This window comes from Streptomyces sp. NPDC055749, assembly GCF_053617235.1.
On record NZ_JBSHFH010000053.1, the window covers coordinates 1 to 14,863 of the forward strand.

The window sequence follows — 14,863 nt, forward strand, 5'->3', positions numbered from 1 at the left end:
CCCTTGCCCCCGCGGTAGGTGATGTCCGCTGCACCGTCACCGAGGACCTCGTAGGTCACGGCGGATCCGCTGTCCCACCCCGCACCCGTGTCCGGTCCCCCCGGCTTCAGGCGCGCAGGGCCTGCACCGCTGCTTCCAGCCGCTTGCCGAAGTCACCGTCGGCCTGGCGGAAGTTGTTGACCGCGCGCTCGGCGATGTCGTCGCGCGAGACCTTCGCGATGAACCCGGCGAGGTTGTCGATCAGTCGGCTCTTCTCGTCCTCCGAGTACAGCCGGTAGAGGTTCCCGGCCTGCACGAAGTCGTTGTCCTCGGAGTGCGCCGGGGCCTCGTGGTTTCCGGTGGCGCCGGTGACCGCGACGGACTGCCACAGGGGCCTGTCCGTCTGGAAGGGGCCGCCGAAGCTGTTCGGCTCGTAGTTCTTGGCGCCCTTGTGGCGGCCGTCGTACAGATGCCCGTCACGGCTGTTGGTGCGCGCCTCGGTGGCGTGCGGGCGGTTCACCGGCAGGTGGTCGGCGTTGATGCCGACGCGGTAGCGGTGGGCGTCGCCGTACGCGAAGAGCCGGCCCTGGAGCATCTTGTCCGGGGACGGGCCGATGCCCGGCACGAAGTGCGCGGGGCTGAAGATCGACTGCTCGACCTCGGCGAAGACGTTCTCCGGGTTGCGGTTCAGCTCCAGCTTGCCGATCTCGACCGGCGGGTAGTCCTCGTGCGGCCACACCTTGGTGAGGTCGAACGGGTTGAAGCGGTAGTCGGCCGCGTCGGCCGCCGGCATGATCTGCACCTGCACGGTCCAGGACGGGAACTCACCGCGCTCGATGGCCTCGCGCAGGTCGCGCTGGTGGCTGTCGGGGTCCTCACCGGCGAGCTTGTTGGCCTCGTCCTGCGTCAGGTTCTTGATGCCCTGGTCGGTCTTGAAGTGGTACTTGACCCAGAAGACCTCTCCGGCCTCGTTGTTCCACTGGTAGGTGTGCGAGCCGTACCCGTTCATGTGGCGCAGCGTGGCCGGGATGCCACGGTCGCCGAAGAGCCAGGTCACCTGGTGCGTCGACTCGGGCGACAGACCCCAGAAGTCCCAGACGTTGTCCGCCTCCTGCGAGCCGGTGTACGGGTCGCGCTTCTGGGTGTGGATGAAGTCGGGGAACTTGATGGCGTCCTTGATGAAGAACACCGGGGTGTTGTTGCCGACGAGGTCGTAGTTGCCCTCCTCGGTGTAGAACTTCAGCGCGAATCCGCGGGGGTCGCGCACCGCGTCGGCGGAGCCGAGGTTGCCCGCGACGGTGGAGAACCGCAGGAAGGTCTCGGTCTGCTTGCCGACCTCGGAAAGGAACGCGGCACGCGTCCACTGCGATACGTCCCGGGTCAGCGTGAAGGTGCCGTACGCACCGGCGCCGCGGGCGTGCACGATGCGCTCCGGAATGCGCTCGCGGTTGAAGTGGGCGAGCTTCTCCAGCAGTGCCTGGTCCTGAACGAGGACCGGCCCACCGACGCCCGCGGTCTCGCTGTTCTGGTTGTCGGCGACCGGCGCGCCGGCCTCCGTCGTAAGCGGTCCCTGCGTCACGTGCGCCTCCTGCGTCATGTCCTGCACAGCATCGATTCCTGCACAGCCTGTCCTTGGCGTATGCCGGTCCCGATCCTACAATGGACATTGTCTAAGTCAAGTAAGCATCCAAAGTCACACCCATTCGGGATGTGGCTTCCCCACTGTTAGGCTGAGCCTCATGAGTGACCTGCTGGAACGACTCCGTGGACGCGGCTGGCGCATGACGGCGCAGCGGCGTGTCGTGGCCGAGGTCCTCGACGGAGACCACGTACACCTGACGGCGGACGAGGTTCACGCGAGGGCCGTCGCAAGGCTGCCCGAGATCTCCCGGGCGACCGTGTACAACACCTTGGGCGAGATGGTGTCGCTCGGCGAGGTCATAGAGGTCTCCACCGACCGCCGGGCCAAGCGGTACGACCCCAACGCCCACCAACCGCACCACCACTTGGTCTGCGCGCGGTGCGGTGCCATCCGTGACGTACACCCGTCGGGCAACCCGCTCGCTGACCTGCCGGACGCCGAGCGCTTCGGCTTCACGGTCTCCGACGTCGAGGTCACCTACCGCGGCGTCTGCCCGAACTGCGCAGCGGCGGCCTGACGCACTTCCGGCACTCCTGTCACACCTGAACGACGAAGGGCCGCGGTGCTTGTCGCACCGCGGCCCTTCACCTGTTCACACAAACGACCGAGGCCCGGATCCTTTATCAGGATCCGGGCCTCGGTCTTCAGTAGCGGGGACAGGATTTGAACCTGCGACCTCTGGGTTATGAGCCCAGCGAGCTACCGAGCTGCTCCACCCCGCGTCGTTGAATGCAACATTACGTTACCCCGCCGACCAGTGCAAATTCATTCGGACGGCCGGTGCGGGGCCGCCCGCCCGGCGGCCCCGCACCGCTACGCGGTCAGTTCCTGGTGCAGCGCTTCCAGCAGCCTGGCGGCCCGCTCGGCCACCTCGGCCGGTCCCAGCTCGACCGCCCGCGCGCACCAGCGCTGCCCTTCCGTGAGCTCGCCACGGCGGGCGGCGAGCAGCGCGAGGCGCAGCGCGGCCCGGCCGTGCCCCTCGTTCGCCGCACGGCTCCACCAGAGGGCCGCCTCGCGCTCGCTGCCCTCGCGGGCGAGCAGGAGACCGAGGTTGAAGGCACCGTTGCGGCTGCCCGACTCGGCGGCCTCCCGGTACCAGTGCGCGGCACTCTCCATGTCACCGCGCGCCGCCGCCAGCATCCCGACCCGCACCTGCGCACGGCGGTGGCCCTGCTGGGCGGCCCGCTCGTACCACTCCTCGCACTCCGTCTTCTCCGGCATCGGCTCCCCGAGCGCGGGCGGTCCCGGCGGCGGCTGCCGCGCGTCGAGCACACCGGCCAGCCGGAACGCGGCCTCGGCGCTCCCGCCGCCCGCCGCGCACCGCAGGTGACGCTCGGCCTCCTGGCCCTTGCCGTCGCGCAGCAGCGCCATGCCGACCTGGAGGGCCGCGTCGGTGTGCCCCGCAGCCGCGGCCCGCTGGTACCAGGCCAGCGCGGTGCGGTCCTCGTCACGCCCCGCGTGCAGGATGCCGAGGTTGAACGCTGCGTCGACACTGCCGGCCTCGGCGGCCTTGGAGAACCAGGGCTCCGCTCCGGTGTGGTCCCCGGCCTGGAGCAGGAGCACGGCCAGCGCGTTGGCCGCCTCGCGGTGCCCCGCGTAGGCGGCACGGCGATACCACTGCTCGGCCTGCGGCGTACGGTCCTGGGCGGCACAGAGCAGCCCGAGGTTGTACGCCCCGTTGACGTCACCCGCGTCCATGGCGGCGCGGTACCAGCGCTCGGCGGTCTGCTGCTCGCCCCGGGCCGCGTGGAGCGCGCCCAGGGCGTTGGCGGCGTTGCCGTCGCCGTCCTGGGCTGCGCGCAGCCACCAGACGGCCGCGCTCTCCTCGTCGCCCGCGTCGCGCAGCAGGAAGCCGAGCGCGCAGGCTGCACGCGGCTCGCCGTCCTTGGCGGCCGTGAGATACCACCGGCCGGCCTCCTTCAGCTCACCGCGCTGCTCCAGGATGGCGCCGAGGTGCAGCGCCGCACGCCGGTGACCGCGGGCGGCGGCCTGGCGGTACCACTGCTCGGCCTCGCCCACGCGTCCGGTGGCAGGACCCGCCACGGGGCCGTCGCCGGCCCGCTTGCGCTCCCCGGCGGACTTGCCCTCACCCGCCGCCTTTCCCTCGCCCGCCGCCTTGCCCTCACCCGCCACCTTGCCTTCACCGGCGGCTTTGCCTTCGCCTGTCCTGGCCTGCCTGACGATGCCCGCACGCGGACCGCCCGCGGGCCCCTCGGTCTCCGGCGCCTCCATGCCTCCGGAAGCCCCGGGCACTCGGCCGGGGTCCTGGGAGCCCTTCCCGCTTCCGAGGCCGAAGGCGTCGTGCGGATCGTCGAGGGCCTTGCGCTCCAGGGTGCGCGCCAGTCGGTACGCGGCTTCCCGGTGCCCCTGCTCGGCGGCAGCGCGCAGCCAGCGCTCGGCGCCGACGTCGCTGCGATGCTCCAGCAGGTCGGCCAGGGCGTAGGCGCCCAGCGGGTGGCCCTGTTCTGCGGACTGGCGCAGCCAGTACTCGGCACCGGGCTCGTCGCCGCGCTCGCGGAAGTGGCGGCCCAGCGCGTGGGCTGCGGCAGCCGAACCCGCGACGGCGGCGATCCGCCACCATCCGGCGGCCTCGTCCGCGTACCCGCGCTGGTGGAGCAGGACACCCAGGTTGTTGGCCGCGGCCCGGTCGCCTTCCCCGGTGGCCGCGCGCAGATAGCGCTCGGCGGCGTCCAGGTCGCCCCGGCGCAGCAGCAGCGCACCGAGGACGCTCATCGACGCGGTGTCGCCCGCGTCGGCGGCACGGCGGTGTCGCGCTTCGGTCTCGGCGCCGTCCGCCGTCTCTGCGGCGTAGGCGGTGTCGGCGGTGTCAGCTGTGCAGGTGGCGTCGGTGGTCTCGGCGATGGCGGCGACAAATGCCGCATCAGACATGCTTTCCGTCTTCTGGACGTGCCGCTGCACAAACCGCCCTGTCTCCAACAGAGTTGCCCTGTCCCCCATAAATACCATCGTCGCACCACCTGTAACCCGCGTACACCTGGTATATCGCGGCCAGTGAGGTCACTTCAGCGTTTTGTCGACATGCCCACAGAGAGACAAGTCAAACACGCCCGGGTCCAACTCATGCCCCGCGAACCGCACTTCACGCGGATGGCGCCGTAAAGACCGACAACATGACAAAGGCCCGGATCCTGTCGGATCCGGGCCTTTTGCCTTTTCAGTAGCGGGGACAGGATTTGAACCTGCGACCTCTGGGTTATGAGCCCAGCGAGCTACCGAGCTGCTCCACCCCGCGTCGTTGTGTTCAAACAGTACCACGACGCGGGGGTGGAAATTTCTCAGCTGCCCTGGTCAGCGCCCTTCTCGTCGGCCTTGTCGGCCGCATCGGCGCCTTCCGCACCACTGCCCGGCTTGGGCTGAGCGGCAGCCGCCCTGCGGAGGGCGTCCTCCAGATCGGCCTGTGCCTGGCCGTAGGCGGTCCAGTCCTGCTTCTGCAGAGCCGCCTCGCCCGCCGTGTACGCCTTCTGGGCGTCCGCGATGGCCTTCTTCAGTGCGGCGTCCCCGGTGGCCGGCGGCTCCGTGGGGTCGCCGGGCGGCTCCGTGGGTTCCGTCGGCGGGGTCGTGCCGGAGTCCTCCACGCCGAAGACCGCGTTGAGCGCCTCCCCGAGACTGTTCTCGAAGACGATCTTCGACCCGTACGAGGCGGCCACCTTGCGCAGCAGCGGGTAGTTCTGCTGGCCACCGCGCGTGTACACCGGTTCGATGTAGAGGAAGCCACCGGCGAGCGGCACGGTCAGCAGATTGCCGTACTCGATGTCGGAGTCGGTGCCCTTGAGGTTTCTCACGAACTCGGCGACGTCGTCGTTGCCGTTGAGCTCACTCTGTACCTGGCCGGGGCCCTTCACCGTGGTGGTGACTCTCAACAGCCGCATGGTGCCGTAGTCCTTGCTGGCCGCGTCCGCGTCCACCGCCATGAACGCCCCCAGGTCGGGCCGCCCCTTCGGTGTGAACGTCGTGGTCAGCGAGAACTTCTGCGCGTCCTGGCCCGGCATCTTCATGCTCAGGTAGTACGGCGGGACGGCCCCGGGCTCCTTGTTGGTGGGGTCGTCCGGCACCTGCCAGGCGTCACTGCCGCTGTAGAACTGGGCGGGGTCCTCGACGTGATAGCGCGTGAGCAGTTCCCGCTGGACCTTGAACAGGTCCTGCGGGTACCGCAGATGGTCCATCAGCTCGGCGGGGATGTCGCCCCGGGACTTCACGGTCCCCGGGAACGCCTTGCGCCAGGTCTTGAGCACCGGGTCCTTGGTGTCCCACTCGTAGAGCTTGACCTTGCCGTCGTAGGCGTCGACGGTGGCCTTCACCGAGTTACGGATGTAGTTGACCTGGTTCTGCTGGGCGACGACCGCGCGCTGGTTGGTGGTCAGCGAGTCGGCCGTGGTGTCGCCGAGCGTCGTACGCGAGGCGTACGGGTAGCCGTTGGTCGTGGTGTAGGCGTCGACCACCCACTGGATCCGGCCGTCGACGACCGCCGGATAGGCGTCTCCGTCGATGGTCAGCCACGGGGCGACCGCTTCGACGCGCTCCTTGGGGGTGCGGTTGTACAGAACCCGCGAACCCTCGCCGATGGCTCCCGAGTACAGGATCTGCGGCTCGCTGAAGGACACGGCGTAGGCAGCGCGGTTGAACGCGTTGGCGAGACTGACACCGCTGTCGCCCTTGTAGCTGGTCGTCTTCTCGCCGTCCTCCTCGTAGTCGAGCTCCTTCTGGGGCCCGCCGACGATGGAGTACTGCGTGGTCTTCTCGCCGTAGTAGATCCGCTGCTCGTACTTGCCCAGCTGGCCGCTGGCCGGCAGCCCCGACTCGGTGAAGTCCGGGGAGCCTGCCGGGTTCGTACCCGTCGTCGTCCCCCGGGCCGCGATCGCGCCGTAGCCGTGGGTGTACGTGAAGTGGTCGTTGATCCAGTTCCGCTTGGGCAGACCTTCGAGGTTGAGCTCCCGAAGACCGATGACGGTGTCCTGCTCCTTGCCGTCGGGGCCCTTGTAGCGGTCGACGTCCAGCGTCTTGGGGAACTGGTAGTAGTTCCTCTTCTGCTGGAGCTGCTGGAAGGCCGGGGAAACGACGTTGGGGTCCATCACCCGGTAACTGGCAGCCGCGTCCGCGTCGGTGCGCAGCTTGGCGTCGTCGGTTTCCGTGCTCTTGCCCGTGTAGTCGTCGACCTGCGCGTCATCGATGTCGTACGCATCACGTGTCGCATCGATGTTTTTCGCGATGAACGGCGCTTCCTTGGCCTGCTCGTTCGGCTGGACCTGGAACTTCTGCACGATCGCCGGGTACAGCCCGCCGATCAGGATCGCCGAGAGGACCATCAGCCCGAAGCCGATCACCGGCAGCTGCCAGGTGCGACGCCACAGCGTCGCGAAGAACAGCAGGGCGCAGATCGCGGCGATGCAGAAGAGGATGGTCTTCGCCGGGAGGTAGGCGTTCGCGTCGACGTACCGCAGGCCCGTCCAGTTGTCCGTGGCCTTGAAGTCGCTCGACTTCACCGCCAGGCCGTACCGGTCGAGCCAGTACGCCACGGCCTTCAGCGAGACGAAGATGCCGAGCAGCACCGACAGATGGCCGGTGGCCGCGCCGGTCGCCCGCGCGCCCGGGCTGGTGATCCGCAGTCCGCCGTACAGATAGTGCGTCAGCGCGGCGGCGATCAGCGACAGCACGGCCGCCGCGAAACCGAAGCCGAGCATGAAGCGGTACCACGGCAGATCAAAGGCGTAGAAGGACACGTCCAGGTTGAACTGGGGGTCCTTCTGTCCGAAGGCCACACCGTTGACGTACATCAGCCAGGTCCGCCACTGGCCCGAGGCGGACGCCCCGGCGATCAGCCCGACAAGGGCGGTGATCGCGAGCAGCACCCACTTCTTGTACGGGGCGACGCTCATCCGGTAGCGGTCCAGGCTCTGCTGTTCCAGCGACATCGCGCTCAGCGGCGGCCGGAGCCGGTGCGCGAGCCAGATGTTCACGCCGACGGCAACGGCCATCAGCAGTCCGAAGACGAGGAACAGTCCGATCTTGGTCCACAGAGTGGTGGTGAAGACGGACGAATACTCGACCGACCTGTACCAGAGCCAGTCCGTCCAGAACCCCGCGAACATGACAAAGATCATGGCGAGTACCGCCAGGACACCCAATGTCATGAGCAGGGTACGGACGCGCCGGGACGGGCGGCCGACTCTGATCCGTGGCCCGGTCGGGCCTCCGCCGCGGTCCGGCATCTGGAAAGCCAACGTGCGCACCTCGAAGTTCGCGGTCGTGTGGAGCAGGCCCAGCGATCGTAGAGCCCACCTATGCAACTTACTGAGGCTTTACCTAGTTCCCGTTACCGGGGCGGAAGGAGGCAGGATATTGACCATGCCCAACGTTTCCCCCTCCGGCCCTCCGATGGCCGCGAGCCCCCTGACTGTCGCCGTACTCGAAATCGACGCCTATGCCGCCAACCTCGGCTGGGACCAGCCGGCCCGGCTCTTCGCCCTGGTCGACACCGCGCGGCTGCGCGTCCAGGAGCCGGGCCTCGCCGCCCAGCTCGGTCTGGACGACACCGGTTCCACGACCGCGACCCTCACCCCCATCGAGCAGGACGAGCTCCCGGCCGGCACCGCGCTGGACGAGTTCCTCGCCACCATCGCCTGGCCGGACGCGGTGGTCGGGTGTGCGATGACCGTGGAGCGGCTGATGCTGCCTCCGTCCGCCGAGGCCTCCGTGCCCGAGGGGCTGAGTGATGCTCAGCTGACCAAGTGGGTCGCCAAGCACCCGGACCGCCAGGAGGTCCGGATGACGGTGGCGGTCCTGCGCGACGGATCGCGCGACTCGGCCGTACGGCTGCGGGAGAAGGACTCCCCGACCGAGGTGCTGACCGGCGCGGGGCTCGTCCCCGGGCTGGCCGAGGCGCTCGCCGCGACGTTCGAGTCCTGACCTTTCGAGTCCTGACCTTCGAGTCCTGACCCTGTTCCCGGCCTCCCGGTCCCGGTGCTTCCGGTCCGGCGGGGCCGGGCGTCAGCTCGCCGAGCAGCTCGGCAGCCCGGCGGTGTCCCCCGCCCGGATCTTCTCCAGCGACTTCTTCGCGTCGTCGAGGTTCTTCACCCGCACCAGCGTGAGACCGCCGGGGATGTCGGACGCGGCTGCCGCGCAGTTGTCGTCGGGGGTGAGGAAGTACCGGGCTCCCGCCTCACGGGCGCCGACCAGCTTCATGTTGATGCCGCCGATCGGGCCGACCTTGCCTTCGTCGTCGATCGTGCCGGTGCCCGCGATGAACTTTCCGCCCGTCAGATTCCCGGGGGTCAGCTTGTCGATGATGCCCAGGGAGAACATCAGGCCGGCGCTGGGACCGCCCACGTCCGCGAGCTTGATGTCGATCTCGAACGGGAACGTGTGGTCCGTCCCGGCCTGAATGCCGACGATCGCCCGGTTCTCCTTCGGCGCCTTCTCCGTGGTGATGACGATCTTCTCGGTGGAGCGGGGCTCCTTGCCCGCCTTCTCGGCGGCAGCCGCTTCCTTGGCCGGCACGATCGTGAAGGTGACGTCCTGGCCGGGCTTGTGCTTGGTGACCAGCTTGGCGACGTCCTCGGGCTGCTTGACAACGGTGCCGTCGACGGCCTTGATCACGTCGCCCGCGTGCAGTCGTCCCTGTGCGGGGCTGCCCTTGATCACCGTGGACACCACGACGCGGGACGAGACGGGGATGTCCAGCTCCTCCAGGGCGGCGACCTTCGCGCTCTCCTGGGACTGGCTGAACTCCTCGGCGTTCTCCTGCGTCGACTCCTCTTCCGTCTTGCCGTCCGGGTAGAGGGTGTCGTGGGGCACGACCACGCTGTCGTGCGCCAGCCAGCCGTAGACCGCTTCGACGATGTTCATCTCGTAGTCCGCGCCGGTGACGCGGACCGTCGTCATGTTCAGATGCCCGGTCGTGGGGTACGTCTTGCGCCCACTGATCTGAAGGACGGGCTCGCCCCGGGCGTCCCCCAGGGTGTTCACGGTCGGCCCCGGGGACATCTCGGAATACCGCACAGGGATCAGCACGCCTGCGCAGAGCAGCGCGATGAGAATGAGGGTGGAGGCGAGCATCGTCGCGGTGCGGCGTGGCATGGAACGACAGTACGGGAACGGCCTGTCAGTGCACCGCCGGGGCCGGTCCGTACGAGGAGGACGGCGGGGCCGCGGGATGCGTCACGCGGCGGGATGCGGGGTCATACGGCATCGGATCCGGAGTGCGATTTCTCCATCGCGTCACGGAACCTGGCGTAGCCGGCGAGTTCGGAGACATCGCCGGTCGTGCGGTTGCGCGCGGCCCAGCTTCCCCATATCGCAGCACCGACAGCAGCGAAAAGTGGAATCAGCAACCAAGCAAGTGCCGCCATTACGACCTCCCTACCCCATGAGTGACCGCAAGTGACCGATCAGCAGATTAACGATCCGGAAGGCCAACGCTCACGGCAGGGGGGCGGTTACGCAAATCGGGGCTGATCCTCCCCGGTGCGGTTTGGGCTCAGCAGGCGCCCACCCACTCCTCCGTACCGTCCGAGAAGCGCTGGTGCTTCCAGATCGGAACCTCGTGTTTGAGGTCGTCGATCAGCTTCCGGCAGGCGTCGAACGCCTCTCCCCGGTGTGCGCAGGAGACGGCGACGACGACCGCCAGATCGCCTACCGCCAGTTCACCCACACGGTGGACGGCTGCCAGTGCGCGGACCGGGAACTCGGCGACGACCTTCTCGGCGACCTTCCGCATCTCGTCCTGCGCCGAGGGGTGACAGGAATAGCCGAGCGCGCCGACGTCCTGCCCCTCGTCGTGGTTGCGCACGGTGCCGACGAAGAGCGCGATACCGCCGGCCGCCTCGTCCCCCACGGCCCGGAAGATCTCGTCCACGGAGAGTGGAGTGTCTCGGATCTCCAGCAGCCGGATGGGGTCGTGAGCCGCCTGCTCGCCTGGGTGGTCATGGGTGCGTGCCATGGGGTCCATGGTGCCGCACGGCACTGACATCGCGGAATAGCGGTTTCGACCGGCGGGCCGCCGGCCGTCTTGGAGCCTCCTACAGGCCCCCTGAACTAGATACGGCGGCGTGCCTTGCGGGCGCGCCGGACCAGCGCCGCGGTACCGAGCAGGGCGACGGTCGCACCGGCCGCACCGGCCGCCGTGGCGTCCTTGCGGCCGAGTCGGCGTCCGGCGAGCGTGTGGCGGCCCTCCACCTCCTCGAGGAGCGCTCCGAGAACCTCCTCGTTGGTCCATCCGGGCCGCCATCCCACGTCGTGCAGCCGGCTCACGCTGACCACCCAGGGATGCATCGTGTACGCGAGGTCGCCCGCCGGGGAGGGCGTGAGACCGATCCGGTGGAGCCGCGCCGCCGCGCCGAGGGCGACGGCGGAGGGGAGCTCCATGCGGCGCACGCCGCTGAGCTCCTCGACCTCCTGCTGTTCCAGCCACCCGTCGCAGCCGACCGCGAACTCTCCGTCGATCTTCTCCAGAGCGGCGTACTCCAGGGCGGTGACCAGGTCGTCCACGTGGCAGAACTGCCACGTGGGGCGCGATCCCGCGACGACCAGGAGCCGTGGCGACTCGAAGTAGCGGGTCAGCGCCGTGTCCGTACCGCCGACCAGGACCGTGGGCCGCACGACGGTGACGTTGAGTCCGGGGTGGGCACGGGGTGCGCGCCGGCCGAGCCGTTCGATCTCCAGCAGGTCCCCGACTCCGGTGGCCTCGGCCGTGGCGCGCAGCTCGGCGTCCTCGGAGAGCGGGATGTCGTTGTCCGGCAGGGCCCCGTAGACCATCGCCGAAGTGCACAGGACGACCCGGTGGACGCCTACGGCTGCTGCCGCCGTCAGGACGGTCTGGGTACCGCGCACGTTGTACGCGGTCCGGGCGGCGGGATCCGTCTCCAGGTCGAGATCGAGCGCCAGATGCACCACGACGTCCGCGCCGCGCAGCTTCTCCGCGATGGCGGGATCACGCACGTCCAGGATGTGCCAGGTCGCCTCGGAGACGTCTCCCCGGCGTTCGTCGATGGCGATGACCTGCTTGATCTCGTCGGATGCGACGAGATGTGCGGTGAGGAGCTCACCGATGCCGCTCGCGGCACCGGTGACCGCGACGACGGGGCCCCGGTTCTTCGAGCGCTTCTTTTCGGGCTTGTTCTCGGACGATGGGTCGGCCAGGTTTCGCGCTGCGCGAACCTGCGGATCTGGGGAACTCACCGGGCGTCTCCAGCGGTTGTCTTCAGTACGTACCCGAATGACGCGTACGTACCAGGTGGCGTCCATCCTGCCGCAGGCCGGGAGCCGGCGGAGCACTGAGGCCCTAAGCGGGCTTGGTGTCTACGCTGGATGGTGATGTCGGGCAGTCGCCGTCGGTTCGAGCCGGCGGCCCTACGAGCCGAGGAAACCCGTGAGTGACACCCCATTCGGATTCGGCCTTCCGCCGGAGGAGCCGGAAGACGGCGACGAAGGCAAGAAGAAGGACCCCACCGGAGGTGGCCAGGTTCCGGGCGGTCCGGGCAACCCGTTCGGCTTCGGTCCCGGCGCGGGCGGTGACAATCCGTTCGCAGCCATGTTCGGTTCGATGAACCCGAACGACCTCGGAGCCGCCTTCCAGCAGCTGGGCCAGATGCTCAGCTACGAGGGCGGTCCCGTGAACTGGGACATGGCGAAGCAGATCGCCCGCCAGACGGTCTCGCAGGGCACACCGGACGGCACCAAGGACGCGAGCGTGGGTCCCTCGGAGCGGACCGCGGTCGATGAGGCGCTGCGGCTCGCGGACCTCTGGCTGGACGGCGTGACCTCGCTGCCGTCCGGTTCGGTCTCGACGGTCGCGTGGAGCCGTGCGGAGTGGGTCGAGGCGTCCCTCCCCGCCTGGCAGCAGCTGGTCGACCCGGTGGCCGAGCGTGTGGGCCTCGCCATGGGCGATGTCCTGCCCGAGGAGATGCAGGCCATGGCGGGCCCGCTGATCGGAATGATGCGGTCGATGGGCGGCGCCATGTTCGGCCAGCAGATCGGGCAGGCCGTGGGCGTGCTCGCCGGTGAGGTGGTCGGTTCCACGGACATCGGGCTGCCGCTGGGCCCTGCCGGCAAGGCCGCGCTCCTTCCGCTGAACGTCGAGCAGTTCGGCAAGGACCTGGGCGTGGCCCAGGACGAGGTGCGGCTGTATCTCGCCCTGCGCGAGGCCGCCCACCAGCGGCTCTTCGCCCATGTGCCGTGGCTGCGCTCGCACCTCTTCGGTGCGGTCGAGGCGTACGCGCGCGGCATCAAGGTCGACACCAGCAAGCTGGAGGACGTCGTCGGACAGTTCGACCCGACGCAGCCCGAGCAGCTGCAGGACGCTCTTCAGCAGGGAATGTTCCAGCCGGAGGACACGCCGGAGCAGAAGGCGTCGCTGGCCCGCCTGGAGACGGCGCTCGCGCTGGTCGAGGGCTGGGTGGACGCGGTGGTCCACGAAGCCGCCAAGACGCGGCTGACCTCGGCGGACGCGCTGCGCGAGACGCTGCGCAGGCGCCGGGCGTCCGGCGGTCCCGCCGAGCAGACCTTCGCCACGCTGATCGGGCTCCAGCTGCGTCCGCGCCGGCTGCGGGACGCCTCGCGCCTGTGGGCCTCGCTCACGGACGCACGGGGTGTCGACGGCCGTGACGCTCTGTGGGAGCACCCGGACATGCTGCCGACGGCGCATGACCTGGACGACCCGGACGGCTTCGTTCATCACGAGCAGCTGGACTTCTCCGAGCTGGACAAGATGCTCGGTGAGGCCGCCAAGGGTCCGCAGAAGCCCGCCCCCACCGAGGACACGGACAAGGACAAGGACGCCGGGAACGGCAAGGACAGCAAGGACGACACCGACCAGTGAGCCTGCACGACGACGCCGTCCTCGTACTGAAGAGCCGGACCCTCGGGGACGACACCACGCAGGACGAACTGCGCCAGGTCTATCTCGACCACCTGGCACAGCATCCGGACGGCATGTGGAAGGCGTGCGAGGCCGGCCATCTGACCGCCAGCGCGCTGGTGATCGACGCCGACCGCGGCCGGGTCCTGCTGACCCTGCACCGGAAGCTGCGGATGTGGCTCCAGATGGGCGGGCACTGCGAGCCGCAGGACTCCGCCCTGGCCGCCGCGGCGCTGCGCGAGGCGACGGAGGAGTCCGGGATCGAGGGGCTGACGCTACTGGCCGGCGGGCCGGTGCGGCTGGACCGTCACCCGATCCCGGCGCCCTGCCACTGGCACCTCGACGTGCAGTACGCGGCGCTGGCCCCTGCCGGGGCCACCGAGCAGATCAGCGACGAGTCGCTCGACCTGCGGTGGTACGCGTACGACGAGGTCGCGGCCGTGGCCGACGCCTCGGTCGTACGGCTGCTGGAGAGCACCCTCGAAGCGCTGGAACAGCGCCGGTAGCGGCGGCACCGGACCCGGTACGGCGTAAGGGGCGGTCTCCTGAGAGACCGCCCCTTACGCGATGTCGCATCCCGCTGATGTCGCTGCCCGCTGATCAGTTCCAGGCGTTGTTCTGGTTCTGAGCGTGCGAGCCCTGCTGGCCGACGCCGAACTGGGCGCCCAGGCCCTGCCCGATCCCGGCGTTCTGCGGGGGCATGACCTCGCTCGGCTGGACGAGGGCGAAGCCCTGTCCGAGGAAGCTGAGCTCCCAGCCCTCGCCGGTGTTGCCGCGCCGCTGCCTGACCCCGGAGGAGTGCGTCTGGGCCTGCATCTGCACGCGCAGCGAGCTGGACCAGGCCACGATCGCGTCGGCGTCGACGTTCACGTACTTGTCCGGCGTCACCTGCATCATCAGCGGCTGGCCGGAGGTCATCAGCGCGACCTTGCCGGAGCCGGAGATGTTGAGCTGGTACTTCCCGGTGCCGGAGACCCCGTACTGGCTGTCCACCGCGATGACCTCGGTGTGCAGGCCGGAGTCGAGGGCGAGGACATAGGCGCTGTCCACCGTCATGCCCTCGTGGTCGACGTCCACGACGTGGATGTACTGGGCGAGGTTGGCCAGATAGACGGTGCCCTGCCCCGAGCAGCGCATCAGGTCGAGGCCCTCACCCGTGTTCGCACGGGCGCGACGCTGGCCCTGGGAGCGGTACTCGCCGTCGAACTCCATCAGCCCCTGGTACGCGACCATGGCGCCCTTACGGGCGAGGACGTCGTCGTGGCCGGTCAGCGCGACCCGCAGGAGCTGCGGGTTCTGGACGGTGTACCGGTCCTGGGACTGCTGCTCGGTGTGAGCGAAAAGCGGACTCTGCATGATGTGTTCTCCTC

At 69.2% G+C, this 14,863-nt stretch carries 12 protein-coding genes and 2 tRNA genes; 4 read left to right on the forward strand and 10 right to left on the reverse strand.

Annotated elements, in window-relative coordinates:
- Positions 1–106: 106 nt before the first annotated feature.
- On the reverse strand, positions 107–1,576 hold the full coding sequence (locus ACWGO0_RS30035) for a catalase (RefSeq protein WP_453542023.1): 1,470 nt from the start codon (positions 1,574–1,576) through the stop codon (positions 107–109).
- Positions 1,577–1,718: 142 nt separating this feature from the next.
- Here ACWGO0_RS30035 and ACWGO0_RS30040 point away from each other — a divergent pair, with 142 nt between their 5' ends.
- Entirely contained in the window at positions 1,719–2,138 is a 420-nt protein-coding gene (locus ACWGO0_RS30040; RefSeq protein WP_453541924.1) for a Fur family transcriptional regulator, read from the forward strand.
- Between the two features lie 131 nt (positions 2,139–2,269).
- On the opposite strand, the gene ACWGO0_RS30045 is transcribed toward ACWGO0_RS30040, so the two are convergent.
- The 4 genes from ACWGO0_RS30045 to ACWGO0_RS30060 all read right to left on the reverse strand — a co-directional run bounded on the left by ACWGO0_RS30045 (position 2,270) and on the right by ACWGO0_RS30060 (position 7,848).
- Positions 2,270–2,343: transfer RNA gene (locus tag ACWGO0_RS30045), tRNA-Met, on the reverse strand.
- A gap of 91 nt (positions 2,344–2,434) precedes the next feature.
- Entirely contained in the window at positions 2,435–4,588 is a 2,154-nt protein-coding gene (locus tag ACWGO0_RS30050) for a tetratricopeptide repeat protein (RefSeq protein WP_453541927.1), read from the reverse strand.
- A gap of 212 nt (positions 4,589–4,800) precedes the next feature.
- Positions 4,801–4,874: transfer RNA gene (locus tag ACWGO0_RS30055), tRNA-Met, on the reverse strand.
- A gap of 43 nt (positions 4,875–4,917) precedes the next feature.
- Positions 4,918–7,848 carry a UPF0182 family membrane protein gene (locus ACWGO0_RS30060; RefSeq protein WP_453542026.1) on the reverse strand — a complete coding sequence of 977 codons (2,931 nt, stop codon included), beginning with the start codon at positions 7,846–7,848 and terminating at the stop codon, positions 4,918–4,920.
- 136 nt (positions 7,849–7,984) lie between these two features.
- Between ACWGO0_RS30060 and ACWGO0_RS30065 the strand changes: the two genes are divergently transcribed.
- On the forward strand, positions 7,985–8,545 hold the full coding sequence (locus ACWGO0_RS30065; protein ID WP_453541930.1) for a PPA1309 family protein: 561 nt from the start codon (positions 7,985–7,987) through the stop codon (positions 8,543–8,545).
- 81 nt (positions 8,546–8,626) lie between these two features.
- Here ACWGO0_RS30065 and ACWGO0_RS30070 read toward each other — a convergent pair whose 3' ends face one another.
- The 4 genes from ACWGO0_RS30070 to ACWGO0_RS30085 all read right to left on the reverse strand — a co-directional run bounded on the left by ACWGO0_RS30070 (position 8,627) and on the right by ACWGO0_RS30085 (position 11,815).
- Entirely contained in the window at positions 8,627–9,715 is a 1,089-nt protein-coding gene (locus tag ACWGO0_RS30070; RefSeq protein ID WP_453541933.1) for a YlbL family protein, read from the reverse strand.
- A 101-nt stretch (positions 9,716–9,816) separates the two neighbouring features.
- Positions 9,817–9,987: a hypothetical protein gene (locus ACWGO0_RS30075; RefSeq protein ID WP_453541936.1), complete on the reverse strand. Its 171-nt coding sequence runs from the start codon at positions 9,985–9,987 to the stop codon at positions 9,817–9,819.
- Positions 9,988–10,115: 128 nt separating this feature from the next.
- A complete protein-coding gene (locus ACWGO0_RS30080; RefSeq protein WP_453541939.1) occupies positions 10,116–10,577 on the reverse strand; it encodes a molybdenum cofactor biosynthesis protein MoaE in 462 nt (153 codons plus the stop codon).
- Between the two features lie 95 nt (positions 10,578–10,672).
- A complete protein-coding gene (locus tag ACWGO0_RS30085) occupies positions 10,673–11,815 on the reverse strand; it encodes an SDR family oxidoreductase (protein ID WP_453541942.1) in 1,143 nt (380 codons plus the stop codon).
- A gap of 190 nt (positions 11,816–12,005) precedes the next feature.
- On the opposite strand from ACWGO0_RS30085, the gene ACWGO0_RS30090 reads away from it, so the two are divergent.
- Positions 12,006–13,454, forward strand: a complete 1,449-nt coding sequence (locus ACWGO0_RS30090; protein ID WP_453541944.1) for a zinc-dependent metalloprotease — start codon at positions 12,006–12,008, stop codon at positions 13,452–13,454.
- Complete coding sequence (locus ACWGO0_RS30095) at positions 13,451–13,999, forward strand: NUDIX hydrolase (protein WP_453541947.1); 549 nt, start codon at positions 13,451–13,453, stop codon at positions 13,997–13,999. Before ACWGO0_RS30090 ends, ACWGO0_RS30095 begins: the two co-directional genes overlap by 4 nt.
- A gap of 94 nt (positions 14,000–14,093) precedes the next feature.
- On the opposite strand, the gene ACWGO0_RS30100 is transcribed toward ACWGO0_RS30095, so the two are convergent.
- Positions 14,094–14,849: an AIM24 family protein gene (locus ACWGO0_RS30100; RefSeq protein WP_453541950.1), complete on the reverse strand. Its 756-nt coding sequence runs from the start codon at positions 14,847–14,849 to the stop codon at positions 14,094–14,096.
- Between the last annotated feature and the right edge of the window lie 14 nt (positions 14,850–14,863).

What these genes read in the sequence shown, in the direction of transcription:
- ACWGO0_RS30100 (WP_453541950.1), bottom strand. Translation starts at nt 14,849, where the DNA reads ATGCAGAGTCCGCTTTTCGCTCACACCGAGCAGCAGTCCCAGGACCGG.
- ACWGO0_RS30065 (WP_453541930.1), top strand. Translation starts at nt 7,985, where the DNA reads ATGCCCAACGTTTCCCCCTCCGGCCCTCCGATGGCCGCGAGCCCCCTG.
- ACWGO0_RS30040 (WP_453541924.1), top strand. Translation starts at nt 1,719, where the DNA reads ATGAGTGACCTGCTGGAACGACTCCGTGGACGCGGCTGGCGCATGACG.
- ACWGO0_RS30060 (WP_453542026.1), bottom strand. Translation starts at nt 7,848, where the DNA reads ATGCCGGACCGCGGCGGAGGCCCGACCGGGCCACGGATCAGAGTCGGC.
- ACWGO0_RS30070 (WP_453541933.1), bottom strand. Translation starts at nt 9,715, where the DNA reads ATGCCACGCCGCACCGCGACGATGCTCGCCTCCACCCTCATTCTCATC.
- ACWGO0_RS30075 (WP_453541936.1), bottom strand. Translation starts at nt 9,987, where the DNA reads ATGGCGGCACTTGCTTGGTTGCTGATTCCACTTTTCGCTGCTGTCGGT.
- ACWGO0_RS30050 (WP_453541927.1), bottom strand. Translation starts at nt 4,588, where the DNA reads ATGGTATTTATGGGGGACAGGGCAACTCTGTTGGAGACAGGGCGGTTT.
- ACWGO0_RS30080 (WP_453541939.1), bottom strand. Translation starts at nt 10,577, where the DNA reads ATGGCACGCACCCATGACCACCCAGGCGAGCAGGCGGCTCACGACCCC.
- ACWGO0_RS30035 (WP_453542023.1), bottom strand. Translation starts at nt 1,576, where the DNA reads ATGACGCAGGAGGCGCACGTGACGCAGGGACCGCTTACGACGGAGGCC.